Source organism: Streptomyces sp. NPDC002730 (genome assembly GCF_042888805.1).
GTDB lineage: Bacteria > Actinomycetota > Actinomycetes > Streptomycetales > Streptomycetaceae > Streptomyces.
In genome coordinates, this window is the sequence record NZ_JBIAQG010000022.1 from 64,866 (window position 1) to 89,892 (window position 25,027).

At 67.5% G+C, this 25,027-nt stretch carries 18 protein-coding genes and 5 pseudogenes; 11 read left to right on the top strand and 12 right to left on the bottom strand.

Going from position 1 to position 25,027, the window contains the following annotated elements:
- Position 1: 1 nt before the first annotated feature.
- The 4 genes from ACFYXH_RS39065 to ACFYXH_RS39080 all read right to left on the bottom strand — a co-directional run bounded on the left by ACFYXH_RS39065 (position 2) and on the right by ACFYXH_RS39080 (position 4,445).
- Positions 2 to 847 (bottom strand): carbohydrate ABC transporter permease, encoded by an 846-nt coding sequence (locus tag ACFYXH_RS39065; protein ID WP_362693657.1) that lies wholly within the window; start codon positions 845 to 847, stop codon positions 2 to 4.
- Entirely contained in the window at positions 844 to 1,722 is an 879-nt protein-coding gene (locus ACFYXH_RS39070; RefSeq protein WP_389573653.1) for a carbohydrate ABC transporter permease, read from the bottom strand. The genes ACFYXH_RS39065 and ACFYXH_RS39070 overlap by 4 nt, the downstream gene beginning before the upstream one ends.
- 81 nt (positions 1,723 to 1,803) lie before the next feature.
- Positions 1,804 to 3,402, bottom strand: coding sequence for an extracellular solute-binding protein (locus ACFYXH_RS39075; protein WP_389573656.1), 1,599 nt, complete (start codon positions 3,400 to 3,402; stop codon positions 1,804 to 1,806).
- 17 nt (positions 3,403 to 3,419) lie between these two features.
- Entirely contained in the window at positions 3,420 to 4,445 is a 1,026-nt protein-coding gene (locus ACFYXH_RS39080; RefSeq protein WP_389573659.1) for an NAD(P)-dependent alcohol dehydrogenase, read from the bottom strand.
- Between the two features lie 180 nt (positions 4,446 to 4,625).
- On the opposite strand from ACFYXH_RS39080, the gene ACFYXH_RS39085 reads away from it, so the two are divergent.
- From ACFYXH_RS39085 to ACFYXH_RS39100, 4 genes and pseudogenes are all read left to right on the top strand, one after another.
- On the top strand, positions 4,626 to 6,410 hold the full coding sequence (locus ACFYXH_RS39085; protein WP_389573661.1) for a sigma-54-dependent Fis family transcriptional regulator: 1,785 nt from the start codon (positions 4,626 to 4,628) through the stop codon (positions 6,408 to 6,410).
- A 307-nt stretch (positions 6,411 to 6,717) separates the two neighbouring features.
- A pseudogene (locus tag ACFYXH_RS39090) lies at positions 6,718 to 7,244 on the top strand (hypothetical protein).
- 218 nt (positions 7,245 to 7,462) lie between these two features.
- Positions 7,463 to 9,874, top strand: coding sequence for a SpoIIE family protein phosphatase (locus ACFYXH_RS39095; protein ID WP_389573664.1), 2,412 nt, complete (start codon positions 7,463 to 7,465; stop codon positions 9,872 to 9,874).
- A gap of 258 nt (positions 9,875 to 10,132) precedes the next feature.
- Positions 10,133 to 10,238: pseudogene (locus ACFYXH_RS39100) on the top strand (IS5/IS1182 family transposase); the annotation flags it as partial.
- A gap of 5 nt (positions 10,239 to 10,243) precedes the next feature.
- On the opposite strand, the pseudogene ACFYXH_RS39105 reads toward ACFYXH_RS39100, so the two are convergent.
- Positions 10,244 to 10,445 (bottom strand): annotated as a pseudogene (locus tag ACFYXH_RS39105) (helix-turn-helix transcriptional regulator); the annotation flags it as partial.
- Between the two features lie 252 nt (positions 10,446 to 10,697).
- On the opposite strand from ACFYXH_RS39105, the gene ACFYXH_RS39110 reads away from it, so the two are divergent.
- On the top strand, positions 10,698 to 11,105 hold the full coding sequence (locus ACFYXH_RS39110; protein WP_385302332.1) for a YciI family protein: 408 nt from the start codon (positions 10,698 to 10,700) through the stop codon (positions 11,103 to 11,105).
- Positions 11,106 to 11,122: 17 nt separating this feature from the next.
- Complete coding sequence (locus ACFYXH_RS39115) at positions 11,123 to 12,268, top strand: RNA polymerase sigma factor (RefSeq protein ID WP_389573701.1); 1,146 nt, start codon at positions 11,123 to 11,125, stop codon at positions 12,266 to 12,268.
- Between the two features lie 126 nt (positions 12,269 to 12,394).
- On the opposite strand, the pseudogene ACFYXH_RS39120 reads toward ACFYXH_RS39115, so the two are convergent.
- From ACFYXH_RS39120 to ACFYXH_RS39135, 4 genes and pseudogenes are all read right to left on the bottom strand, one after another.
- Positions 12,395 to 12,723: pseudogene (locus tag ACFYXH_RS39120) on the bottom strand (lyase family protein); the annotation flags it as partial.
- A 19-nt stretch (positions 12,724 to 12,742) separates the two neighbouring features.
- A complete protein-coding gene (locus tag ACFYXH_RS39125; protein ID WP_389573704.1) occupies positions 12,743 to 13,738 on the bottom strand; it encodes an asparaginase in 996 nt (331 codons plus the stop codon).
- 95 nt (positions 13,739 to 13,833) lie between these two features.
- A complete protein-coding gene (locus ACFYXH_RS39130; RefSeq protein WP_389573667.1) occupies positions 13,834 to 15,300 on the bottom strand; it encodes an amino acid permease in 1,467 nt (488 codons plus the stop codon).
- A pseudogene (locus tag ACFYXH_RS39135) lies at positions 15,297 to 15,959 on the bottom strand (FadR/GntR family transcriptional regulator). Before ACFYXH_RS39135 ends, ACFYXH_RS39130 begins: the two are co-directional and overlap by 4 nt.
- 388 nt (positions 15,960 to 16,347) lie before the next feature.
- On the opposite strand from ACFYXH_RS39135, the gene ACFYXH_RS39140 reads away from it, so the two are divergent.
- The 3 genes from ACFYXH_RS39140 to fdx all read left to right on the top strand — a co-directional run bounded on the left by ACFYXH_RS39140 (position 16,348) and on the right by fdx (position 20,047).
- Complete coding sequence (locus ACFYXH_RS39140) at positions 16,348 to 18,441, top strand: HEAT repeat domain-containing protein (protein ID WP_389573669.1); 2,094 nt, start codon at positions 16,348 to 16,350, stop codon at positions 18,439 to 18,441.
- Between the two features lie 377 nt (positions 18,442 to 18,818).
- The gene (locus tag ACFYXH_RS39145) at positions 18,819 to 18,995 is read left to right on the top strand and encodes a transposase (RefSeq protein ID WP_389573671.1); all 177 of its coding nucleotides are present in this window, start codon (positions 18,819 to 18,821) and stop codon (positions 18,993 to 18,995) included.
- A gap of 713 nt (positions 18,996 to 19,708) precedes the next feature.
- Complete coding sequence (gene fdx / locus ACFYXH_RS39150; protein ID WP_389573674.1) at positions 19,709 to 20,047, top strand: ISC system 2Fe-2S type ferredoxin; 339 nt, start codon at positions 19,709 to 19,711, stop codon at positions 20,045 to 20,047.
- Positions 20,048 to 20,553: 506 nt separating this feature from the next.
- Here the strand turns inward: fdx and ACFYXH_RS39155 are convergent.
- The gene (locus tag ACFYXH_RS39155; protein WP_389573677.1) at positions 20,554 to 21,525 is read right to left on the bottom strand and encodes an NADP-dependent oxidoreductase; all 972 of its coding nucleotides are present in this window, start codon (positions 21,523 to 21,525) and stop codon (positions 20,554 to 20,556) included.
- 158 nt (positions 21,526 to 21,683) lie between these two features.
- Here ACFYXH_RS39155 and ACFYXH_RS39160 point away from each other — a divergent pair, with 158 nt between their 5' ends.
- A complete protein-coding gene (locus tag ACFYXH_RS39160; protein WP_389573679.1) occupies positions 21,684 to 22,070 on the top strand; it encodes a winged helix-turn-helix transcriptional regulator in 387 nt (128 codons plus the stop codon).
- A 21-nt stretch (positions 22,071 to 22,091) separates the two neighbouring features.
- Here the strand turns inward: ACFYXH_RS39160 and ACFYXH_RS39165 are convergent, their stop codons facing one another.
- Positions 22,092 to 22,349 (bottom strand): hypothetical protein, encoded by a 258-nt coding sequence (locus ACFYXH_RS39165; RefSeq protein WP_389573681.1) that lies wholly within the window; start codon positions 22,347 to 22,349, stop codon positions 22,092 to 22,094.
- 51 nt (positions 22,350 to 22,400) lie between these two features.
- Between ACFYXH_RS39165 and ACFYXH_RS39170 the strand changes: the two genes are divergently transcribed.
- Complete coding sequence (locus tag ACFYXH_RS39170) at positions 22,401 to 23,495, top strand: M20 family metallopeptidase (protein WP_389573706.1); 1,095 nt, start codon at positions 22,401 to 22,403, stop codon at positions 23,493 to 23,495.
- Between the two features lie 168 nt (positions 23,496 to 23,663).
- Here ACFYXH_RS39170 and ACFYXH_RS39175 read toward each other — a convergent pair whose 3' ends face one another.
- Positions 23,664 to 23,981, bottom strand: coding sequence for a hypothetical protein (locus tag ACFYXH_RS39175; protein WP_389573684.1), 318 nt, complete (start codon positions 23,979 to 23,981; stop codon positions 23,664 to 23,666).
- Between the last annotated feature and the right edge of the window lie 1,046 nt (positions 23,982 to 25,027).

Genomic DNA, 25,027 nt, shown 5'->3' on the forward strand with positions numbered 1-25,027 from the left:
TTCATCGGACCGCTCCCGACAGGTTGCCTTTTGATAGATAGCGCTCCACCCAGAGCGCGAGCAGGACCAACGGCGCTACGCCGAAGAGGGCGGCGGCGGACAGGGTCCACCACGGCGGGATCGAGGAGTTGAGGGCGACGACCGCCTGGGGCAGGGTCTGCACCTCGGTGAACGTCAGCCTGAAGGCGAAGAAGAAGTCGTTCCAGCCGAACACCGCGCAGAACATCGCAGCCACGGTCAGCCCGGGCAGGGAGTTCGGCAGGATCGCACGCACGAAGGTCTGCAACGGGCCGCATCCGTCGAGCATGGCCATCTCGTCGATCTCACGCGGGATGCCGTTGAAGAAGTCCACCATCACCCAGACGGCGATAGGCAGCAGCAGGGCAACCGTCACGATGACCAGGCCCGCGATGCTGTCCAGAAGGTTGACCCACTGCAGGAGGTAGAAGAAGGGGATCACCAGGACGACAGGCGGCATGATTCGTTGTGACACGAAGAAGAACACGATGTCGCTGTTCTTGATGAAGCCGAGCTTGAACCGGTAACGGGACAATGCGTAGGCGGCCAGGGAACCGAGGAGGAGGCTGATGGCGGAGGCGGTGATGGTGACGATGGCGCTGTTGAGGAACGGCTGCATCACATCGACACCACCGGCCCCGCCGAAGATGTTGCGCCACCCGGCGGCGGTGGGTTTGTACTGGATCCATGGAAGGTAGGTGGCGCCGCCCTGGACCCCGTTGGCGTCCTTGAAACTGGTCGTCATGGCCCAGAAGAACGGTCCCGCGACGAAGCAGGCCCAGAGTGCGATCACGGTGTACTTGAACACGGGATAGAGGCTCGACCTCATGAGTCCCCCTTCAGCTTGAAGGCCCTGGTGAGCAATGCGGCGACAACCGTGAGCGTGACGATCATCAGGACCAGATACGTCAGGGACATCGCGCCGCTGTAGCCGGTCTGCTGATCGCGGAGCCCCTGGATGTAGAGGTAGTAGCCGGGAGTCTCCGTGGAGGAGCCCGGTCCCCCGGAGGTGAGCACGTAGACGCTGTCGGAGAGCTTGGACGCCTCGATCAGCCGGATGATGACCGCCGCGACCGACACCGGCGCCATGAGCGGGAAGGTCACCTTCCGGAAGGTGCGCCAAACATCGGCGCCGTCGATCGCGGCGGCCATGAACGGTTCCTTGGGAAGACTCAAGAGACCGGCCAGCAGCAGCAGGAACATGAACGGGGTCCACTGCCAGACCTCGACAGTCATCAGCGCGACCAGCGCCGGCCCGGACTCGGTGAGCCAGGGAACCTCGGTCAGGCCCAGCATCCCGAGGAGATCGTTCACCGGGCCCAGGGACTCGTGGAAGATCATCTGCCAGATGGCGGCCATCACTACGGGGGTGGTCATCATGGGGATGAGGAACAGCACCCGCCAGAAACGACGGCCGCGTACGTCACGCCAGACGAGCAGCGCCATCCCGAATCCGATGACGTACTGGAGCAGGACGGTGCCGCCCGCGAGCAGGATCAGGCGCATGATCGATGCCCAGAAACGACTGTCGTGCAGCATCGTGGCGTAGTTGGCCCCACCGATGAAGTCCATCTGAGGGTTGCTGACGTTCCAGCCGGAGAAGCTGACACGAATGGTGAACAGCAGCGGAAAAATGATGATGAGTGCGAGCGTGAGTAGTCCTGGGAGGAGGAACATGCTCTTGTGTCGGCGCAGGCCGTCCATGGTTCTCCTTGCGGAAGTGGCCGGGCGCCCCCGGTGTGGCCGGCCGGCTTGGGCGGCCACCCGGGGCGTCCTGCGATCGGGTCAGGAGTTGTCTTCGAGTGCGACCACGTTTCGGTAGGCGCTCCGGACCTTGTCCTTGCCGATCTGTTCGGTGATCTTGGCCCATTCCTTGGCCACTTCGTCCAGCGCCCGCTGCGGATCCTTCTGTCCCGCCAGCGCCGCGGCGACGCCGTTGGCCAGCGCGGACATGTATCCGTTGACACCCGGTACGCGCAGGTCGAAGACGCGGTTGGTGCTCTTCTCCATGCCGGAGAGTGTCTTGACGTACGACTCCGCTACGTCCTTGTCCCACCCCTGCTTCTCCCAGAACGCCGCGTCGAAGTGGGCGTTGCGGTAGGGGTTGACACCGAAGCGGCCGATGGTCAGATCGAGAGCGGTGTTGGCCTCGTTGCTGAAGAAGCACAGATAGTCGAAGGCCATCTTCTGGTTGCGTGCGGCCTTGGCGACCGCCGAGGTCCACCCCCAGGTGAAGTAGGGGGCCTGATTCGGCTTCTTGTCCCACGCCTTCTTGGTGAGGTTGTAGACCTCATCGGATCCCGGCAACTCCGCTGCCTTGATCTTGTTGCGGATCCTGCTGTCCGGTGACTGGCCCTGAATGAAGGCGTCGTCCCACGAATAGGACATCAGCGTCTGGCCGCCTCCGAACGAGAAGATCTCGTCACCCAGACCGAAGTTGGCGCCACCGGGCGCCCAGGTCGGCTTGGCCTTGACCATGTCGTCGAGGGCTCGTACGAAGCCGGGCGTGTTGATCAGCGGCTTCATGGTCTCCAGGTCGAAGAAGATGCCACCCTTGACGTCGGGGTGCTTCACATAAGGCGCCGCACGACTGATGAACGCGGAAAAGGTCAGGTCGTCACGCTTGGTCACCTCGGCGCTGCCGAAGTTGGGCTTGCCGTCACCGTCGACGTCCTTGCCGCTGAAAAAGCCCGCGATCTCCTGGTATTCGGCCCACGTCTTGGGCGTCCGGAGTTCCTTGCCCGTGGCCGCCTTATACGCCGCCTGCCTCTTCGGGTCCTCAAGGACATCCGTACGGACCTTGAGGTAATGCCGGTCGCCGTCCACGGGGTACTGCACGACCTTCCCGTTCCAGGTCGCCACGTCCATGTAGGCCCTCGTGACGTCCTTCATGCCCGGAGTGTCCAGATACTTCTTCGGCACCGGGGCCAGATAAGGGGCCATGTCGCCGATCCACAAGGAGGGGTAGAACATGACGTCGTACGCCGGCTGGCCTGCTTGCAGGGGCGTGAGGATCTTCTGGTGCAGCTCCCCGAACGGGACGTTGATCACCTCCACCTTCGCCCCGGTGATTTCCTCGAACTGCCTGGCGTGCAGGCGGGTCGGCTCGCCGATGACAGGGACGGCATGGCTGATGATCTTCAGCGTCTGCCCGGAGTAGTCCTTACGGCTGATCGACTCGTAACTGCAGGGACCCGGTACGTCCTTGACCTTCGTGGCCGGGTAGTCCTTGCCGTACTTTCTGTAGCCGATCTCCGAACCCGGCTTGAACAGCGCCGGCTTGTCGGGCTTGCTCTCCGCCTGGTCCTGGCTGGTACATCCGGTGGCGGTGAGGGCCACGACGGCCGCGGCGGCGATCATGCCCTTGTACGAGTTGTTGCGCATGGGGCTGCTCCTTCGACTCACGGGATCAAGATCGCTCGGCCGCGGACGGCACCGGCGGACAAGTCGTCGAGGGCGTCACGGAAGGACGCCAGGGGGTACCGCTGGGTGTGCAGGCTGACCTTGCCCTGGGCCGCCAGGACCATCAGCTCGGAAAGGTCGTTGTAGGACCCCACGAGGTTGCCGATGAAGTTGATCTCGGTGGAGATGACGTCGATCGTCGGAACGTCGAGACGGCCGCCGTAGCCGATGACGTAGTAGTTGCCGTTGCGGCGCAGGCAGGCCACGCCGGTCTCGACGGCACCGCCCTCGCCCACGAAGTCCAAAACCGCCTCGGCCCCGTGCCCGCCGGTGAGCTCCAGGACGCGTTCGCTCTCATTCCCGTCCGCGACCAGCGTGTGTTCGGCGCCCAGTTCCTTGGCCAGGGCAAGAGCGTCCGGGCTTCGGTCGATCACGATCATCTCGACCGGCGACAGGGCCCGGAGCACTTGGATGCCGATGTGCCCGAGACCTCCGGCGCCGATCACCACGGCCCGATCGCCCGGTCGCAGGACCCGGGCCGCCTTGGCGACAGCGTGGTACGCCGTGAGCCCGGCATCGGCCAGGGCCGCAACCGAGGCCGGCTCAAGGGACGGGTCGAGTGCCACCACTGAGCGGGCTGTGGTCTTCAGGTACTCCGCATAGCCCCCGTCGGTGTCGATGCCCGGGAAGGCCGAGTTCATACAGTGCACGTCGTCGCCGGCCCGGCAGGCGCGGCACAGGCCGCAGGTCACGAGCGGGTGCAGGATGACCGGGTCGCCGACCTTGACGTTGGTGACGGCCTGTCCCACCTCCTGCACCCAGCCGGCATTCTCATGACCGATGGTGTAGGGCAGGACAACCCCGCTCTTGTCGCTCCACTGTCCTTCGAGAATGTGCAGATCGGTGCGGCAGACCCCCGCGCCCCCGACCTTCACGATCACATCCAGCGGACCGGTGATCTGCGGGTCCGGCACATCCACGAGCACTGGCGGCTCGTCGTACTCGATGACCTGCACGGCTTTCATGGCGCTCCCTGCGAATCGGCGGGGTGGATGGTGCGCCGATTACACAGCCCGCCGCGCGCAGGCCGATGTCTCAGAAGCGGTCCGCGGATGTATCAATGTGATACAGGCCATAGGCGCGGCGTCATCGAGCTGCTCCAATCACTCCACCGAGGGATGACGCGCGCGATACGGGAGTGTTAAATGCCCCGACGTCAACCTGGCAGCTCACTGACAGCAGCCAGAGAGCTTTACCAGGCGATCACCAAGGATCCGAGCGCCCGCCCGCTCGTGGTCGCCTCCTGGCAACGCTCGATCGAGTACCAGGTGAAGTCGAGTTGCATCGACGCTCCCTACCTCGAGAACCCCAATCTGGACAGCCCGCTCGCCAGAGCGGCGCTACCGATCCTGAACGGGCTGCACGAGCAACTGGCCGACGACCCGGTGTCCACGATGGTCACCGATCGCAACGGCGTGGTGCTGTCCCGCATGGTCTCCCACCAGGCTCTGACGACGCGGCTGAACCGAGTGCAACTGGCCCCGGGACACGTGTTCGCCGAGCGCTACGTGGGCACCAACGGCATCGGGACCGCACTGGCCAGCGGCCGCCCGGTCATGATCGCCGGAAGTCAGCACTACGTCGAGGCGCTGCGGGACTTCCACTGCGCGGCCGTGCCGATCCTGCATCCCACCCGGCGCACCCTGCTGGGAGCCTTCAACCTGACCACGGCCCGTCAGGGCTCAGCCGGCATGCTCATGGCCCTGGCCCGCTCTGTCGCGGGCCAGATCGAAAGTGAGATCGCCGCGATCAGCTCGCGACGGGAACGGGCCCTGTTCCAGGACTACATGGACGCGTGCTCCTCGGTGCGCCCCGGACCTGTCCTGGCCATCAATCGCGATGTCGTCATGATGAACGAGCAGCTGAGGTCGGCCGTGACAGGGACGGATCACTACGCACTGCTCGACCACGCACGTGAGATCGCCGACGACCCCCGGTTCGAAGGGACCCGGAGCATCGCACTCCCCTCCGGACGCATCGCCCAGCTCCGGGTCAGCCGTAGCCGGCGCGAGGACAGCGACGCGGGCACCATCTTCCGAGTCCGAGTCATCGGGCGTCCCCAGTCCGGACCGGTCGCTTCCGCTGGATCCATACGATCGGGCCTGGGCCTGGTGGGCTCCTCCCCGCGATGGCTGAGCGCGGTCGCCGAAACCGAAGCGGCGTTCGTCGCCGGGTCCTGGCTTCATCTCGTGGGAGAAGCCGGGGCCGGGAAGAGGACGCTGATCGAAGCCCTCCACCGAACCAAAGGTGCCGGGCGCCGGCTCGAGAGGGTGGAAGCGCCGCTGTCGGAGTCAACGCACGCCACCGAGCAATGGCTGCGCAACGTCCGCGAGCTACTGGCCGAGCCGTCGAACGTGGTCGTCCTGCGCGATGTCCACCTTCTTGCTGCTCACTTGCGCCAGCAGCTGCGAAGCCTCCTGACACACCTGGACACGACGGCCACCGGGCAACTGATCATGACCAGCCAACCGTCCATGGTCACGACCGACGACGTGCTCGACCGTCTGTGCGACGCCTCGGTGGAGGTGCCTCCCCTCCGTCATCGCTATGGGGACATCGAGCACCTGGTCCGGTTCTTCCTGCTCAAATACCGGCCGAGCGGAGAGAGCAGCTGCTCGCCGGATGCGCTGACGATGCTGCAGCGCTGCCCCTGGCCGGAGAATGTCCGGCAGCTCGAGTCGGTGATCCGTGGCCTGGCGCGGCGGCCGTCCGTCCGGATCCTGCGAGTGGAGGATCTCCCGCCGGAATGCCGGGTGTCCTCGCACAAAGTCCTGACCACCATCGAAGCGCTGGAGCGGGACGCCATTCTCCGCGGGCTGATGGACCGCAACTCCAACGTCCAGCGCACCGCACAGGATCTCGGCATCTCCCGCGCCACCATGTACCGCAAGATGCGCCGTTACGGGATCGTCCCATCGAGCCTCACTTAGTAGTGCTTCGTTTAGTAGTGCTTCGTTGGATCTGCCGATCCTGCCTGCTGGGGCATGGTGTCGGCAGCACCGGCATTCATCGGCGAACGGAGTTGGCCCTATAGCGGCCGCGTGAGGGCACCGCCGTCCTGGTGCTGGAGCGTGCGGAGTTCGCCCGCTCGCGTGGCGCCCGTGCTCCTGGCGTCCTTGTCCCAGCGGGGGTCACGTTGAGCGCCCAGCACATCACTGCCTCTGACACCACTGGCCAGGTACTGGCCATGCGCATGGCGTGAAATGGGGCGGTCTGGCACGGGAGGACATCGGCCTCGTGTACGCGCACGCCACGTCCACGCCTCAGGGAGACCTCGCGGAGGCCACGGCCCTAGCCGAGGCCATGGGAACGCACCCAGCATTTACCACTACCAGTCGATGACAGGCCACTTCCTGGGCGCCTCCGGTGCCTTGGGCGCTGTCGCTGCTTTCCTTTCACTGCGGGACAGCATCGTTCCGGCCGGCGGAAACCTCGACAAGTTGGATCCAGCGATCAACCTCGATGTTGTCTCCACGCATTCGCGCCAAGGGCGTGGAGGGCCGCTCGGTTGGCCAATCCCTTCGGCTTCGGCGGGCATAACGTCTCCTTGGCTTTCGCTACTGTCCGCTGAGCAGCCGCTGTGGCCTTGGGGCAAAATAGCGCTGGATGTCCCGAACCTTGTGCCAGCCGGATCCGATCGTCTTCATGCCCAGCGAACACTTGACCTTGGCCCGGACCAGAGCGGGCCACGCGGACAGGTCGGTGCTTCCTCCGGATCCGTTAGGAAAGAGCAGTATCTGCAAGGCGGGGCGGATACCTGGTGAGGCCGTGCGGGTGAATGGCTGCCACGCCGCGGCACTCCACACGGAAAGCTGCCGCGCTTGACCGGATTCAATAGGCTCACATGGATGACCTTGGTCTCTTGCACCGGACATCTTGTGGCCCGGCGAAGTGACCGGCCGGGGCTGAGCTACGCCAGTCTCGGTCGCGCGCCAGTACCAGCGGGAGAACATCGGTAGCCGAGTAGAGGTGGTGTCCGGCAGTGGACCAGCGGGTGACGATGCTCAGCGAGAGCCGGGATGATCCGTTCGCCGTGCATCTGGCCGCCTCGGCGGTGCTCGACGACCGGGGAACCGTGGTCGGATGGAGCCGGCGGGCCCAGGATCTGCTCGGCTACCCGGAGACAGCAGTGATCGGCCGGCCGGCGCTCGAAGTCCTGATCGATCCCCGCGACCTGCCTGCAGCCAAGGACGCCGCTGCGGCATGCAGAAGAACCGGCGGCTGGTTCGGTGTACTGACGGTTCGGCATCTCAGCGGGCGGCTCGTGGAGATGGGGGTCAGGGCACGTGCGCTCCTGCGCGATGGCAATCTCCGCGAGTGGTTCCTTGTCGGGGCGCCGGCGGCGGAGATCCTCGAGTGGCAGAGGGACCGCGCGGTTCTCGACGGGCTGTTCCGCCGGTGCCCGATCGGCCTCGTCGTCCACAGTCCCGAGATGACGATTATCCGGGTCAACCGGTCAATCGAACGGTTCACCGGCGTTCCGGCCGCCTCCTTCCGGGGAATGCCTACCGGCGCGTTGCTGGTGGCCGAGGACGCGCGCAAGGCTGTGGACCGGGTGCGCCAGGTGATGCAGACCGGGAGATCACTGATCTCCACCGAGCAGTACACCCGCCTGGAGCGGGATCCGGCACGAGAGCGGGCCGCGTCCGTCTCGGCCTTCCGGTTGGAGGATCCCTCGGGCCGGGTCCTGGGAGTGGCCGAGACCGTCGAGGACGTCACCGAACGCCATCGGGCTCGGCTTCGGCTGGCGCTCCTTGCCCAAGCCGGCGCCCGCATCGGAACTACGCTCGATGTGGGAGAGACGGCCTCGGAGCTCGCTGATGTGATGGTCCCTCAGCTGGCCGACCACGTATCAGTGGACGTGGCGCAACCTGTGACAAGCGGTGAGGAGCCGGCGCAGGGCTCGACGGAGCCTGTCGTACGGGTGGCGGTCCGCAGCGTCCTGGCCCAGCAACCCGAACTGCCGCAGCCAGGAGGAAAGCCCGTCGAGTTCACACCGGGCACCCCACAAGCCAGGTGCCTGGCCGACGGGCGGGCCGTACTGGAATCAGTTCTTCCGCCTGACTGGTTCACCATGGCACCGCGCCAAGGTGAACATGCTCCCGACCTCGGTGTCCATTCCCTGATCGTGGTGCCCCTGGCCGCACGGGGCCTGGTACTGGGCACGATGAGCCTGTGGCGCTCGCGGCGCCCCGACCCGTTCGAAGCGGACGACCTTACACTGGCCCAAGAAATCGCCTCGCGCGCCGCCGTGTGCATCGACAACGCCCGGCGCTACACCCAGCAGCAACAGACCGCGCTCACCCTGCAACGCAGCCTGCTGCCGAGGGCGGTTCCGCACCAACTGGCCGTCGAAGTGACCCCTCGCTACATCCCCGCCAGAGCGGCCTCGGGGCTGGGCGGCGACTGGTTCGATGTCATCCCCCTGTCCGGGGCCAGGGTCGCGCTCGTTGTCGGCGACGTGGTCGGCCACAGCCTCCACGCCTCAGCCACTATGGGCCGGCTCCGTACCGCCGTGCAGACCCTCGCCAGCCTGGACCTGGAACCGGACGAGGTTCTCTCCCGCCTGGACGACCTGGTCAACCTGCTGGCCGCCGAACAAGAAGCAGTCGGCGAGCAGGTCATCGGCGCCACCTGCCTGTATGCCATCTACGACCCCGTCTCCCGGCTGTGCTCCGCGGCCCGCGCCGGCCACCCACCACCTGTAGTGACCACCCCGGACGGACAGGTGAGCCTGCTCGAGCTGCCCGCCGGCCCACCACTCGGCCTGGGCGGACTGCCGTTCGAGACCCGGGACAGCGAACTGGCCGAGGGAAGCCTGCTCACCCTCTACACCAACGGACTCATTGGTGAACGCCACATCGACGTCGACATGGGTCTGGCACGGCTGTGCGCGGCACTCGCCCGCCCCACCGACCCCCTGGAACGGACCTGTCAGGCGGTGGTCGACTCCCTCGTACCCGCTCGGCCCGCCGACGACATCGCCCTGCTCATCGCCCGCACCCGCGTGCTCCCCCCGCAGAACGTCGCCTCCTGGCTACTTCCGCTGGACCCGACCTCCGCCGGCCAGGCCAGGACACTGACGACAGCCCAGCTGACCGAATGGGGCCTGGAACACCTGACCTTCACCACAGAACTCATCGCCAGCGAGTTGGTCACCAACGCCTACCGGTACGCCAGCGGCCCCGTGACCCTGCGACTCATTCGTGAACGTTCTCTGATCTGCGAAGTCACCGACACCAGCCACACCTCACCGCACCTGCGCCGGGCACGCACCACTGACGAGGGCGGGCGCGGGCTGTTTCTGGTGGCCCAGCTGACCGAGCGCTGGGGCACCCGGTACACCCGCGAGGGGAAGACGGTCTGGACCGAGCAGCCACTGCTGGGGCTGTAAACCGTCGGGCACCGGTACGTCCCGGCGGGGACATACCGCCGCGCCCAGCGTTGCGCTACGGTCGTCCTCCTGCATCCAGTACTTGGGCGAACATGACCATCCAAAGACCCGCGTGGATTGCGGCTGCCGTGCTCTCCGCCTCGGTCCTCAGCAGTTGCAGCAGCACGGCACCCCGAGCCACAGCCCACCGTGACCGTCACCGCAACGCCGGAGGTCGGCGACGCGGCCGGAGGCTTGGCAGCGGAGACCGGCGAGACGGTCCGCGCCCGCGTGGAACATGCCTTCGCCCGCATGAAGAACTACAAGATTCTCCGTGACTGCCGGCAGCGGCGACGGTCTCCACCATGCCGTCCGGGCCGTCGCCTGGTGGTCGACGGACACGTTCAAGGCGTGGGCGAGGGCGTGCCAGCTCTTGAAATCCGATGGTGCGGCCCTGCTCGATCTCGATGAGGGTGCGCCTGGCCAGGCCGCCGCGGCTAGCCAGTTCGTCGTAGGTCCAGCCGCCCGCGCTCCTCAGGCGCGCCAGGGGCAGGGCATCAGCCACAGGTCCGAGCGCACCACGACGCGCCAGGACCACACGTCCAGTGACGCACGCGAGGCATTCTCTTGATTCAGTTGCTCGGTCGCTGCTGATCTTGGAAGGCCTCGCTCCGTCTCGCCCTCGCGCCACGGCGTGGACGCGGACACCACGAGACGGCTCATCCAGGCTCATCGACGAGATTCTTAAAAAAGTTCGGACGGCGATGTCGAGAACCCGTGACCGGCTCCGTCCCCGCATTGAAGGCGACCACAATGGGTCGTACCAGTACCGAGGAGAGACACGATGGCCAAGTACCTGCTGCTCAAGCACTACCGCGGCGCCCCGGCGGCGGTCAACGACGTGCCCATGGACCAGTGGACGCCGGAGGAGATCTCGGCCCACATGCAGTACATGCAGGACTTCGCGGACCGGCTCGAGAAGACCGGCGAGTTCGTCGACGGTCAGGCGCTCGCCCCCGAGGGGACGTTCGTCCGGTACGACGGCGAGGGGCGCCCGCCGGTCACCGACGGACCGTTCGCCGAGACCAAGGACCTCATCGCCGGCTGGATGGTGATCGACGTCGACAGTTACGACCGCGCCGTCGAGCTGGCCGGGGAACTGTCGGCCGCTCCTGGGAAGGGCGGGAAGCCGATCCACGAGTGGCTCGAGCTGCGCCCGTTCTACGGCGTGTCGCCCACCATCACAGAGTGACCTCCCAGGTGACTCAGATGAACGAGGCCCTGCTCCGGAGCCTCACACCGAGCGTGCTCGGCATCCTCGTCCGCCGCGGAGCCGATTTCGCGGCGGCCGAGGACGCCGCGCAGGACGCGCTGGTCGAGGCGGTCCGCGTGTGGCCGGCCGACCCTCCGCGGGATGCGAAGGGCTGGCTGGTCACCGTGGCCTGGCGCAAGTTCCTCGACGCAACCCGGGCGGACACTGCCCGCCGCCGGCGTGAGGACCTCGTCGACGAGGAGCCGACGACCGGGCCCGCGCCCGCGGTGGACGACACGCTCCAGCTCTACTTCCTGTGCGCCCACCCGTCGCTGACGCCGTCCTCCGCGGTCGCACTCACGCTGCGCGCCGTCGGCGGGCTGACCACCCGCCAGATCGCCCAGGCCTACCTGGTACCCGAGGCGACGATGGCGCAGCGCATCAGCCGGGCCAAGCGCACCGTCTCCGGCGTGCGGTTCGACCAGCCCGGCGACGTCGCCACCGTGCTGCGCGTCCTCTACCTGGTCTTCAACGAGGGCTACTCCGGCGACGTCGACCTCGCCGCCGAGGCCATCCGGCTCACCCGCCAGCTCGCCGCCGCGATCGACCACCCCGAGGTGGCGGGGCTGCTCGCCCTCATGCTGCTCCACCACGCCCGGCGCGCCGCCCGGACCGCGCCCGACGGCAGCCTGGTGCCGCTCGCCGAGCAGGACCGCGGCCGCTGGGACACCAAGTCGATCGCCGAGGGCGTCGAGATCCTGCAGGCGGCCCTCGCCCGCGACCGGCTGGGCGAGTTCCAGGCCCAGGCCGCCATCGCGGCACTCCACGCTGACGCGCCCACCGCCGAGGAGACGGACTGGGTGCAGATCGTCGAGTGGTACGACGAGCTCGCGCGCCTGACCGACAGCCCGGTCGTCCGGCTGAACCGCGCGGTGGCCGTCGGCGAGGCCGACGGACCGCGCGCCGGCCTGGCGGCGCTCGTGGCGCTGGACGACTCACTGCCCCGCCACGCCGCGGTGGCGGCATACCTCCACGAGCGCGACGGCGACCTGGCGACGGCGGCACGGCTGTACGCCGAGGCGGCCCAAAAGGCACCCAACCTCGCCGAGCGCGACCACCTGACGCGCCAGGCCGCCCGGCTCAACGCCCGCCGGTGTCGCTGACGGGTCGCGCTCGGATTTGCCCGCGGCACTTGGCGCGGCCCCGTGGCCAGAGCGGTCGTCTCACAGTGAGTAGGCACGGCGAGACCAGCTGCACGAGGCGTTGCCGGCGGGCGCGGTCAGGTAGGCATCGTTGGTGGTCATGTTCGTCGAAGTCCCGGCCCCCCTTGGATCATGTCAACGACGAATTGGTCGTGCAGGTGCCCATTGCGGATCTCTCGGCAGGCGGCGACGATGGCCTGAGCTTTCTTTCGGTCGAGCAGACCAAGTTCTTCGTTGGCGCTTGCCGCGACCTCTTTCACCGCGGCAAGCCCGTCAACGAGGTGTAGGTAGGTGGAAATCGGCGTTCCGGTGATTGAGAAGTTCTCGCACGCGCGAGCGTGTGGACGCCCCAGTACACATCGGCGGGCACGGCGGTCACCGAGCGGGTCATGTTCGGTGCGGTGGCCCAGTGTCATCGGTGCAGGTCTCCCTGTTTCAGTGTCGGGTGCTGTCCTGCGAGTTCTTCTTTTGCGGCCCAGGAGCCGGCGGTCCCGCGGGGAAGCCGCAGGCCAGTGCCCCCACAGCGCTCAGGCTGCTGACCGTGGTCGTGCCGCTGAGTACGGACGTGCTGGCGAACTCGGCGAGGAGTGCGGGATCGACTCCGCACAGCGCGAGAGCGGCTGCGGCCACTGGCATCCGGGCGCGGTCTGCACCGTCAGCAATCTTCACGCCGATGGCTCGGCCATCGGGCAGGGCGGCCACTTGGACCCCTTCAAATCCGTCCTTGGCCAGCAGGCCAGGGACAGCCCTCATGAGCCGTGCGACATCCCGCCAGGAGCCGGAAGCCATCTCCGGATACTCGCGTATCGCGTAGGCCACACGGGATTCCTCGGTGCCCGGCGCCGCAGAGTTGATGCTGGCCACGGCTCGGGTGAGTCCGCGCAGGGAGGTGGAGAAGAGCGGTGCTCCGCACCCGTCGACTGACACCCTGGCAATACTCTCGCCGGTCAGCTCCTCAACCGTCCTGGCGATCAACCGCTGCAGCCGATGGCCGGGATCGAGGTAGTCCTCGAGCGGCCAAGCCCGGGCCCGGGCCGTCATCAGCATGGCCGCGTGCTTTCCGGAGCACTTCTGGGCGAGCCGGGACGGGCCGCGCCCGCGGCGGACCCACTCCTCCCGCACTGCGGGATCGTAGGGCTGGTCGGGCGTATTGCCCAGGTCGTCTTCAGTCAGCCCGGCAGTGGCCAGGATGCGTCGGACTCCGGCGAGGTGGCGCTCCTCGCCGGAATGGCTGGCCGTGGCCAGCGCAAGCAATTCGTCCTCCAGCGACAGGCCGGCGCGCAGCATGGCCACCGTCTGGAGCGGCTTGAGGGCAGAGCGCGGGTAGAACGCGGCCTCGATGTCGCCACTCTGGAAATCCACGCTTCCGTCGGCGGCCAGGACGACAACTGATCCGTAGTGGACGCCCTCGACGATGTCTCCGCGCATCATATGGGCGAGCGGAGCGTAGCGGGGCTCGCGAATCACCGGTGTCTTGGCCGACGGACGCTCCGGGGAGTCGGCGTCCCTGATGGGCTTCGCCACGGCTAGCTCTTGGTCTCGCTGCGCGTGGCCGCCTGGGTGCTGCGTACGGCATCCACCCGGCCGCGCACCAAGAACCAGCCCCCGACCAAGGCCGCCGCGATCAGCGGCAGGCACAGCACGGTGGTGCGGCCGGCGCCCTCGTCGGCGTACATCAGGACCAACACCCCAGCGAGGAAGGCGAGCGTGATGATCTGTGTGTACGGGGCCCAGGGCAGCCGGTAGCCGGGGCGGGTGACCCGGCCGTCCTTGGAGCGGTTCCAGAAGAGCAATGAGCTGACCATGATCATGCCCCAAGTGCCGAGGATGCCGATCGCGGCGAAGTTCAGCACGATTTCGAAGGCGTTTTCCGGGACGACGAAGTTGAGGCCGACGCCCAGCACACAGAAGAAGGCTGTGAGCAGGATGCCGCCGTAGGGTACCTGGCCCTTGTTCATCCGGCCGGTGAAGCGGGGCGCGGAGCCGGACATGGCCATGGAGCGCAGGATACGGCCGGTCGAATAGAGGCCGGAGTTGAGGCTGGAGAGGGCGGCGGTGAGCACGACGAGGTTCATCACGTCGGCCGCGGCCGGGACGCCCAGCTTGGAGAGGACGGTGACGAAGGGGCTCTCGTCGCCGGTGTAGGCGGTGTACGGCAGCAGCAGCGCGAGCAGGACGACCGAGCCCACGTAGAAGACGCCAACGCGCCACATGATCGCGTTGATCGCCTTCGGCATGATCTTCTCGGGGTTCTGGGTCTCGCCCGCAGTGACACCGCACAGCTCGACCGAGGCGTACGCGAAGACGACCCCCTGGACGACGAGCAGCATCGGCAGCAAGCCCGACGGGAAGAGGCCGCCGTGTTCGGTGATGGTGGAAAGACCCGGAGTGTTGCCGTCGATCGAGTGCTGGGTGAACAGCAGGACGATGCCGATACACATGAAGACGACGAGGGCGGCGACCTTGATGATCGCGAACCAGAATTCCATCTCGCCGAAGTACTTCACCGAGATCAGGTTCACGGTGAGGACGACCGCGAGGGCGATCAGTGCGAGCGCCCACTGCGGGATGTCGCTGAAGATGCCCCAGTAGTGGGTGTAGGTGGCGACGGCCGTGATGTCGGCGATGCCGGTGGTGGCCCAGTTGAGGAAGTAGAGCCAGCCGGCGGTGAAGGCGCCCTTCTCGCCCATGAATTCACGGGCGTATGAGACGAAGGCACCGGAGGACGGGCGGTACAGGACCAGTTCGCCGAGGGCACGGACGACGAAGAAGGCGAACACTCCGCAGACCGCGTAGGCGATGAAGAGGGAGGGCCCCGCGTTCGCGAGGCGGCCGCCCGCCCCGAGGAAGAGGCCAGTGCCTATCGCCCCGCCGATCGCGATCATGTTGACGTGCCGGGACTTGAGGTCCTTGCTGTAGCCCTCGTCACCGGCGTCGACGTGCGCGATCGGCGGGTCTTGGCGTACCGCCTGGTCCAGGGATTTGTCAGTCACGTCTGCTGTCCGCCTTGCGTAGAGGGTTGCGTGCGGTCGGGACGCACGATGGAGTTCAGGGTTGTGTTCACGCTGTCTAAGTGGTGGGCCATGGCGTCCACCGCGTCGTATTCGGAACCGTGGATGAGTGCCTCGACGATCGCCCGGCGTCCGCGATTCGACTGCTCGCGCCGTCCGCCGAGCTCGTCGAGGAACGCCGACTGGCGTGCCAGGGGCGTCGCGGAGCTCCTCGAGCATCTTGGGGAGGACCAGGTTGTGGGGCGCCTGGGCGATGGTGGTGTGGAACAGCGTGTCCCTTGCCACCCACGCGGTGGTGTCCCTCTCGCGCTCCATCCGTCCCAGCAGGTGGGACAGGTTGTCGAGGTCCTCGGCCGTATGCCGCGCGGCTGCGTAACCGGCTACCGGGAGCTCCACGTGCGGCCGCGCCTCGAGCAGGTCGCTCGTCGGGATAGTTGCCGAAGTCGGGGTCCCCCACCGGCCCGTTGGACATGACGAAATCCCCTTTCCCATACGGGAGGTTGTGAGGCCCATGACCTGCAGAGCAGCAGGACCTCGTGGATCACTGGACGGCTGACCTCCAGCTGGCGGCCGAGCTCCGCCTCTGGGGGAGCCTGGTCCGATGCGTCACGACATCCATTGCTTGTCTGGCTGTCTGACAAGTGAAGACCTGTCTGGCTGTCTGACAAGTTCACGTGGAGATCCTGCGGCTATTCAGTGTCACTGTCAAGGTCTTGACTCGCCCCTGGGCGTGGGTAGTTGGAGGAGCGCTCACGACATCTGCGGGCTCCGGAGGACTCCGGTCGAGGCGGCGGAGAGGCCCGGGGGCGGTCGGCGTCGCCTCTCTTGGGTGGCCTGTTGGGCTGATCTCGGTGCCCTGTCACCGAAGGTTGACTGATCTCACCGAACGTTGACCGAGCTGCCGGGGTCCGGCGCACTGCTCGCGGGGCCCGGGTGGTCAAAATCGGTTGAGTCGTTGGTCAACCTTCGGTAGGACGAGACACGCCGCTCAGCGGCAGGATTACGGCCGGGGATCAGGTCGCCGAGGTCATGGGGGTGGGAGCGACGGGTATATCGCTGGAGGGACTGGACGCGGTGCCGTGGGACCGGCTCGAGTCGGGGCTTCCGCAGCACCCGGTCAAGGAGGTGCCGCGCACGCTGCGCCGCCTCGCGCTGGCGGGCGGGGCCGCGACCGAGGACGACTGCTATCCGCTGTTCTCCTGTCTTGCTGTGGGGGAAAACGGCCGGGTGAGCTCCGCGGTGACCGCCGCGCTGCCGTTCGTGGTTGCCCTCGCCGCTGATCCGGGCATGGGAGCGCGGGTCACGCTCGTCGAGGTGTTGGAGTGTCTGTTCCGGGCGGCGACGACGGCAGAGCCGCACTTGGTCGACGAGGAGTGGCCCGCGGCATGGCGACGCCACCGGGGCGCGGTCCGGGGGCTGCTGGCCGATCCGGACCCCGAGGTGCGGCGGGCGGCCATTCCCGTCGCGGACGGTGTCGCACCGCTGCTGGAGCGGTGGCGGGTCGAGGCGGATCCTGCGGTGCGTCTGCCGGTGCTGCTCGCGTTGGGTGTGGCTGCGGCCGAGGCCGCCGACGCCGCCACCGAGGGGAGCGCGGCCGGGGTGGCCGAGCACGGCGCCGCGACGGTGGAGGACGGTGCCGGGTCGGTCGAGGAGGCGCGGGCGGTGCTGGCCGGCGTGCTGCGTGACGGTGGCCCCGTCATGAAGGTCGCGGCCACACACGCCTGGGCGTGCCTCGACCCGGACGTGCCGGTCCGGCAGGCCGACCTGCTGGTGGAGATTCTCACCGACGCCGACGTGCGGCCACAGTTCGAGGCGGTCTGGTGGGTGCCGGGCGTCGAGAGCGGCACCCTCTCCCGCGAGGAAGTCGTCTCCTGGACGGGCAGCCTGTTCGACCACGCCCCCAAGACGGCTGCCTCGTTCGTGGTCCGGCTGGCCGACGCGGCAGACCGGATCGGGGACACCGACCTGTGCCGGGCCTCGCTGGACGAGGCGTGGCGGCTGCTGGTGCGATGGCCGTCCGCGGCACCCGCGCTGCTGCCGGTGGCGGGCGGACTGCTGGCCAACCCGGACGACGCTGTGCGACTCAAGGCGGCGAACCTCCTGGCGATGCTCGGCCAACGGGCGGCTGTGTATGCCGACCGGCTCGCCACACTTGTCGATGACCCGGGTGAGGACGGCGTCACCTTCATCGACGGCACCGTCGGCGACTACGCGCGCTGGACACTTGCCCGGATCGGCGACACGCGCGCCCTCCCGGGGCTCGTGGAGCAGCTGTATGAGCCGTATCGGGAGCATTACTCACGCAGCTACTGCCACGGCGACCCGCGGCTTCCGGACATCGACGACGTCCTGGTTCCGCTGCGGGCGCACGCGGACGTCCTGCTGCCGGCATTGCGGCAGGTGATGCGGCACCACTCCGCACGCAACGGCGGCCACGGCCCGCTGACGGGCGCCTTCCTGCGAGTCCTGGAGGCGTGGGGGCAGGACGCGCTACCAGCGCTGCCGGAGGTCGTGCCGTTGCTGGACAACGCGCGCGGCTCGCTGTCGGCCGCCGATGTACTGGCGGCGATGGGACCGGCCGCCGCGTCCGCCGAGCCCGCCCTGCGCGGCTGCACGATCCTCGACCACCCGGCAAACCACTGGAAGGTGGCATGGGCCGCCTGGCGCATCGGCGGCGACGCGACGTCGGCGCTGCGGCTCATCGGCAACGCGGTGCTGAACGAGGAGGGCCCGTTCTACGGACCGGTCCACCTCCTGGCCGACTTCGGTCCCTCGGCCGCACCGTACGCCAACCGGGTACGGCACATCATGAAGAACACCGAGGGCTGGCACCGGATACAGGCCGCGGTCACCCTGTGGTCGATCACGGGCGAGCCGGAGCCGAGCACCTCGGTCCTGGAAGAGTTCATCCTGCCGGTCGCCGACGGCGACGACAGGTACGGGAACTTCGGTGAGGCGCTGCGGGCCCTGACCCGGATCGGCATGATCACCCCGGCGGTGCGTACCGCTCTTCGGACGGTGAAGGGGTTCGACCGGCGCCTGTCGTCGGACTGGGACTACCGGGCGTTCCTCCAGGACGAGGAGCTTCGGGCCGCGATCGAAGACGTGCTCGCCCTTCCATGAGGCGAAGGCGTCGAGGCTCCGACAATGCGCCCGTGCGCCGCAAGCCAGTCGTGGACGGGCGGCTGACGGCGGCTTCGGCGCCCCGGGCCATCGCCACATCCCGGTGACCGCCCGCGCCCCCGGCGCCCTCGCCGCTACCTGTGGCCTGCTCGCCTCGATGCACCTCAAAATTCCCTGCGTTCTTGCCTGGGACCGGACAATCAGCTGGCGGGGCGAGGCTCGGATGCCAGTCCTGCGCGTCTGAACTTTCCGGGGTTGGGAATCACCTGCCGCGCGCCTGGATGATCAATGTCGACGTTCGATGTCACTGCGTGGGTGAGTCGCTCATCAGCTGGACGCCAGGACACGTTCAAGAGTCGCCCAGCCTGCGTGTCCCCATGTCGGACCCGCCCAAAGTGCAGCTCTCCAAGCTCGTCAACAGCCTCAAGGCCGTCAGCTCACGAACACTCCGCCAGGAGTACGACGCGCATGTGCGCCGATACCTGTGGCGCGGTCTCTTCTGGTCCGGCTGGGTTGGTGGGGTGGCCGGTGGCGAGGACTCTGCCCAATCCTGAAGGTGTGCTCGACATCGAAGCGGCGGAGGAAGACCTGCCGCCATCGGTCGACGTCCGCCGCGGTGGCGCCGGGTCTTGGAAACACCACAGCCAGACCGGCTTCGGGTCGGCCCGGAGGGCAGTCTTCCGACCTGGCGGCGGATCACGACGCCCCCGATGGTGGGCAGTTAGGCGGCGTGGTCGATCCAGGCGACCCGGCGGGTGAGCCGAGGGTGGAGCCGGTCCCAGGCCCGGGCCGTTGCCTTTCCAATAGAGCCGTCTCTCACAGCTGGTCACCACGTGCTCGTCGCCCCAGGTGTCGGGCTCGCCGAAGCCAAACTCGCTGCCGTGCTTGGCCGGCCGGCCCCCCTGGGGTCGTGGACCCGGGAAGGGGTCGGGCGGCGCATCACCCGGTCCGACCGTGTACGAGGCTGGGCTCGGCGAAACGGTCAGCCACCCGGCCGAAAAGCTCCTGAAGCTCCATGGCCGGGATGCTGATAGACCGCACTGACATCGCCGCCGCTGTGGGTCCTGCCTGGGGCCGGGCAGCCAGTGATGTGCCGGTGATCGCGCCCAATCTGTGCGCCGGGTCGTACACGATCAGGGTTCGCTGTTCTGGTGGGTTCGGCGCAATCGAGTTTGACCACCCGTGTTGACCGGTGTCCGGTCACAGGGCGCGCGGCCTCTCCTCGGATCCCCAACGAGTACTCGCAGAGTTACTTAGGGTGCCGGTCATGACACAAATTGTGATCCTTCCCCATCCGACCTACTGCCCGGAAGGGACGGTCATCGAGGCCTCCTCGGGTGAAAGCATCTGCGACGCGTTGTTGAATCACGACATCGAAATCGAGCACGCCTGCGAGAAGTCGGTAGCTTGCACCACGTGCCATGTGGTGGTGCGCGAGGGCTACGCGTCATTGAACGAGCTCGACGACAAGGAAGAGGACCTGCTGGACATGGCTTGGGGGCTGGAGGCGACTTCACGCCTCTCGTGCCAGGCCCTGATCGGCCAGGAGGACCTGGTCGTCGAGATCCCCAAGTACACGATCAACCACGCCTCAGAGAACCACTAGACGGTCGGCTACCGCACCGCGGAAAGCTCGGTGGAGGGCGCGTCCACCGACTCGGGTGCCAGCAGCGGAACCTGACTGCCGGCACCCGAGTCGTGGTCAGGCTTCGATGAGAGGAACTGGCCGATCGTCAAACTTCGGCGAGATCGGCCAGCCTTCGGGGCTGTTACCTGGGGCGACCACATGGATTGAGACTTCAAGCGGCGAAAACCTCAGCCGATCTGGTCTTGGGCGCGCGGATACTGGTGCTCGTCTCAGTTGATTCGGTTCAGCTCTTCTCGGTCTCCTCGCCGGCCACGATGCCCATCTGCTCCGCGAACGCGATCACCGCGTACGCGCGCAGCTGTCGGGGCGTGAGGTCCTTCGCGGCCGTCATCGGCAGCCACACGAACGCCTCGGTCCGCTTGACCGGCCGCGTACGGCGATCCGCCTCCGTGCCCCGGCCGCTCCAGCCGCACCGAGTTCGGTGGCGTGCTGGGTTCGGTGGCACAGGGCAAGGAGTCAAAGACTCAGTCGGTGACGCGCAGCACCAGCTTGCCGCGGGTGCGGCCCTCCTCGCCCCGGCGGTGCGCCTCGGCGGCGTCCGCCAGTGGCAGCACGTCCTCGACCTCGACGCTCACCGCGCCCTTGTCGATCAGTGAGGCGATCCTGGTGAGCGCCGCGCCGTCCGGCTCCACCAGGAAGGGCTTCGCCCGCAGGCCCTGTGCGCCGGCGGCCTCCAGGAGTTCGGGGGAGACACCCGACGGCACCGCGACGATGGTGCCGCCAGGGCGCAGGGTCTTCAGCGAACGGGTGCTGGTCGAGTCCTGCCCGTCGCCGACCAGGTCGATGACGAGGTCGACGTCGTGCACCGCTTCTTCGAAGCGGACCTGGGTGTAGTCGATCAGCTCGTCGGCGCCGAGCGAGCGCAGCCAGTCGTGCTTGGCGGCCCGCGCGGTGCCGATGACGTGCGCGCCGAAATGCTTGGCGAACTGCACGGCGAAGTGCCCCACGCCGCCCGCTGCCGCGTGGATCAGCACCCGCTGTCCCGCCTCGATCCGAGCGGCGTCGGCGAGCGCCTGCCAGGCGGTGAGCGCGGCGAGCGGCACCGCGGCAGCACCGTCGTGGTCAACAGCTGCGGGCTTGCGCGCGAACTGCCGCGCGGGCGCGGTTACATATTCCGCGTACGCACCGGCCTGGCGCGGGAACCACGGCATGCCGTAGACCTCGTCGCCGACCTCGAGCGTATGGACGCCGAAGCCGACCTCTTCCACCACGCCCGACACGTCCCAGCCGAGGACGAACGGTGGCTCGCCCAGCACCTGCGCCATGCCGCCGCCCTCGCGGGTCTTCCAGTCCACCGGGTTCACACACGCGGAACGCACCCGCACCAACACCTCGGTGGGCAGCGGCGCGGGCCGCGGCACCTCGGCGAGTCGCAGCACCTCGGGTCCGCCGAAGCGGTCCTGGGTGATCGCGCGCATGGTCTCACTGCTGCTCATCTGGGTTCTCCTGCATACCTTGCCGGGGGTGCGGACGCACGGCCCGGTCGGCTGATCATCGACGCTCGAAAGCTACCCGTCGGGTAGTGGTAACCCGCAAGGGCTACTACTATCTACAGGGAAGCATTGAGGTCACAGCCGCGTAGGAGGCACCGTTCATGTCCGTTCCCTGTACGACGGGGCAGCACGCCGATCACGATGTGTTCGCGTCAGAGTGCCCATGCCGTGACGTCCTGGACGTCCTGGCAAGCAAGTGGTCGGCGCTGGCCATCGGTGCCATGGGGGACGGCCCGCAGCGCTTCGGCTCGCTGCAGCGGCGGCTCCAGGGTGTCAGCCCCAAGGTGCTCACCAACACCCTGCGCAGGCTGGAGCTCCACGGCTTCGTCGACCGCACGGTCTATCCGGCCGTGCCGCTGCACGTCGAGTACGAACTGACCGAGCTGGGGCGCGGCGTCGCCGTGCCGCTGGGTCAGCTGCGCGGCTGGGTGGAGCTGCACCTCGACGAGATTCGCTCCGCCGGGGCCGACGAGCCCGGCTGCGACTGAGGAGCTGAACGCCGGGCGCGGTCAGCGGAGGGCGGGCGCTCCGAACGGCACCTTCAGCAGAATGAAGCCGATGCCGACTTCGCGAAGGCATTGCGCCACGTCGTCGGCGGTGAGGTCGAGTGGCAGGTCCAGGGCTTCGAGGACGTCGGCGGAACCAGCCTTGCTGGACACCGAACGGCCGCCGTTCTTGACCACCGGGGCGCCAGCAGCAGCGACAACGATGGCCGCCATGGTGCTCACGTTCACCGTGTGGGCGGTCGCCCACGATGTCCACAACACCCTGCGCACTCCATTCCGTCACGGCGTACCAAGTACCCTTGCAACGTGACGATGCACAAGACCGTCGATGTGAGTGTTGACGCGATGATTGAGGACCTCAGGACACTCGTCGAAATCGAGTCTCCATCGCGCGATCTCGACGCCTTGACGGCATCGGCCAAAGCTGTCGCCGCTGTCATCGAGAGCCGTCTTGGCGGGCAGGCCATCCTCGTTGAGAGCGAAGCCGGGCCGCACGTCCACTGGTCAGCTGGTGGCGATCCCAAAGTGCTGATCCTCGGTCACCATGACACGGTGTTTCCGCTCGGCACCCTTGAACGCCGCCCGTTCGTGGTCGAAGACGGGCATGCAACTGGCCCCGGGGTCTTCGACATGCTTGGCGGTTTGGTACAGGCCGTTCATGGCCTGGCAACGCTCGATGACCGATCAGGCGTCGAGATCCTGATCACCGCCGACGAAGAGGTCGGCTCCCGCTCCTCTCGAGCTCTCATCGAAGAGCGAGCTCTTGCCTGCGGCGCTGTACTTGTGCTCGAGGGCGCTGCTGATGGCGGAGCCCTGAAGACCGGCCGTAAAGGCTGCGGCACCTTCCAAGTCTCTATCGCGGGCCGGGCGTCGCACGCAGGCCTTGAGCCCGCAGCCGGGGTCAACGCCCTGATCGAAGCATCACACCAGGTACTGGATATCGCGGCGCTTGGTCGACCCGACATGGGCACGACTGTTACCCCGACCGTCGCGTCCGCAGGAACCCTGGACAACGTCGTTCCCGCAGAGGCGACCATCCTCGTCGACGTCCGGGTCGAGTCGGTCGGCGAGAAAGAACGAATCGAATCTGCGTTCGCAGCACTGGCTCCGCATCTCGATGAGGCGGAGATCGTAGTTCAGGGAGCTGTCAGCCGACCCCCGATGCCTGAGTCGGCGTCGGCCGAGCTCTTTGCGGTGGCAAAGCAGCTGCTTCCTGACCTCGAAGGCAAGGCAGTCGGCGGCGGAAGCGACGGCAACTTCACGGCCGCACTGGGGGTGCCAACACTCGATGGCCTTGGAGCAGTCGGGGGCGGTGCCCACGCCGACCACGAGTACCTGGTGATCGAAGCCATGGCCGTGCGGGCGAACCTTGTTGCCGGACTGGTGAACGCGATTCAGAACACATAGGAGAACGAGAGCATGCGCGACCTGTGAGCGATCACGCGAGGTCGCGATCTGCGATCACCGGGATTCGCGTTCGGTGATCGGGCCGCTGCCGGCGGTGCGGTTAGCGAGGGCTCCTTTCGGGGGCGGTGGCGATGCCGCAGCAGATCGGGACCGTGCCGTAGTGCGTCGTCACCCGCGTGTACCCGGCGTGGGGAAGGACGACAGGGCCTCATCGACCAGCCCCAACGCGGTGTCCCTCGCCGCCGGGTGACACTGCTGGGCGATGTCCAGGAGTAGAGGGGCCGCGACCACAGCCGCCGGAAACACCGCGGCACTGTGGCCATGGACGATTCCGCCGCCACCGAGCAGCGAGCCGGCCTCCGCCGCCTGCACCATGTTCGCCGCACTGGCCAGGGCGAGCAGACCGCAGGCGGCACGAGCCGGTTCATACCAGTCCGGATGGCCCGGTATGGCGCCCCGGTTCACCGCGTCGATCGCATTCAACACGGCAGCATCCTCGCACCTGGCTGCTACCCCCTTCCCCAGGGCCCAACGAGGTCTTGAGAGTCATTCCGTTACTAGTTCTTAAGGCGAGAGGGCCTCAAGGACCAGGAGAACGCCGATTCGCATCTGCTGGACATCATCACGGCCGAGCTTCCCGCTGATCCGGTGGTGACGACGCTGGACAACCTGGCGGGGATCGTTCAGGACAACTTCGCCGCGCAGATGCGGTTCTCCGTCCGCGCAGGACATGGCCGACGCCCCGAAAGGCAAGGGAGACCTGCTGTCCAAGGAGGTCCTGGCCCGGCTGGGCGGGGGTGCTGCAGCCGGCACGGCAGCCTTCACCAAGGCGGCTGCGGCGGGAGCGGGTACCGGCGTGTGGGTGCTCCGTCCTGCACGCGTAGACGGCGCGGCCGGTAACGCAAAGAGGGAGGCAGGTGCTACGCCCCGGGGGTTGGGCGTGGCACCTGCCTCCCTGTTATTGAACGTACTGCTGGACGGGACGGTCAGCTACCGCCGAGCTTCTGATGGATCTTCACCAATACGCGTACGTGGCGGAGTTCGGGCTAGCGGAGCCTTCTTGGCTGGACCTTCTCGGTGCGGGGTAAACCATGGCCTTGGCCATATGGCCTTGAGGGTGCGTCTGATGAGCTTGCGTCGAACATACGTACCCTCAAGGAGGATTCGAAGTTGAGACGCATACGCACCTTGTCGACCCTGCGGCACCTGGCCGCAGGCGCCGTCCTCGCTCTGCTCGCGGGAGTGGGAACGGCGTCAGCCGCCGACTTCACGCCGAGTCCCACCCCTTCCGCTGCTCCGGCGTCGCGTCCAGCAGCCGGTCCGGAAGACGCGGCAGCCGCTGGATCGCGCCCCGTATCGGGCAAGAACCCCTCGGCCGGCCCGCAGTTCAAGAAGAGCGGCAGCACCTGGCGCGTCATCGCACCCGAGGCCGTCTTAAGACGTCATCTCATTTGGCTGGGTAAGCTCGTGCCGTGGCGAGGATCGTTGAGCGGCTGGTGCCGGATGAGTTGTGGGAGCTGTTCCAGCGGGTG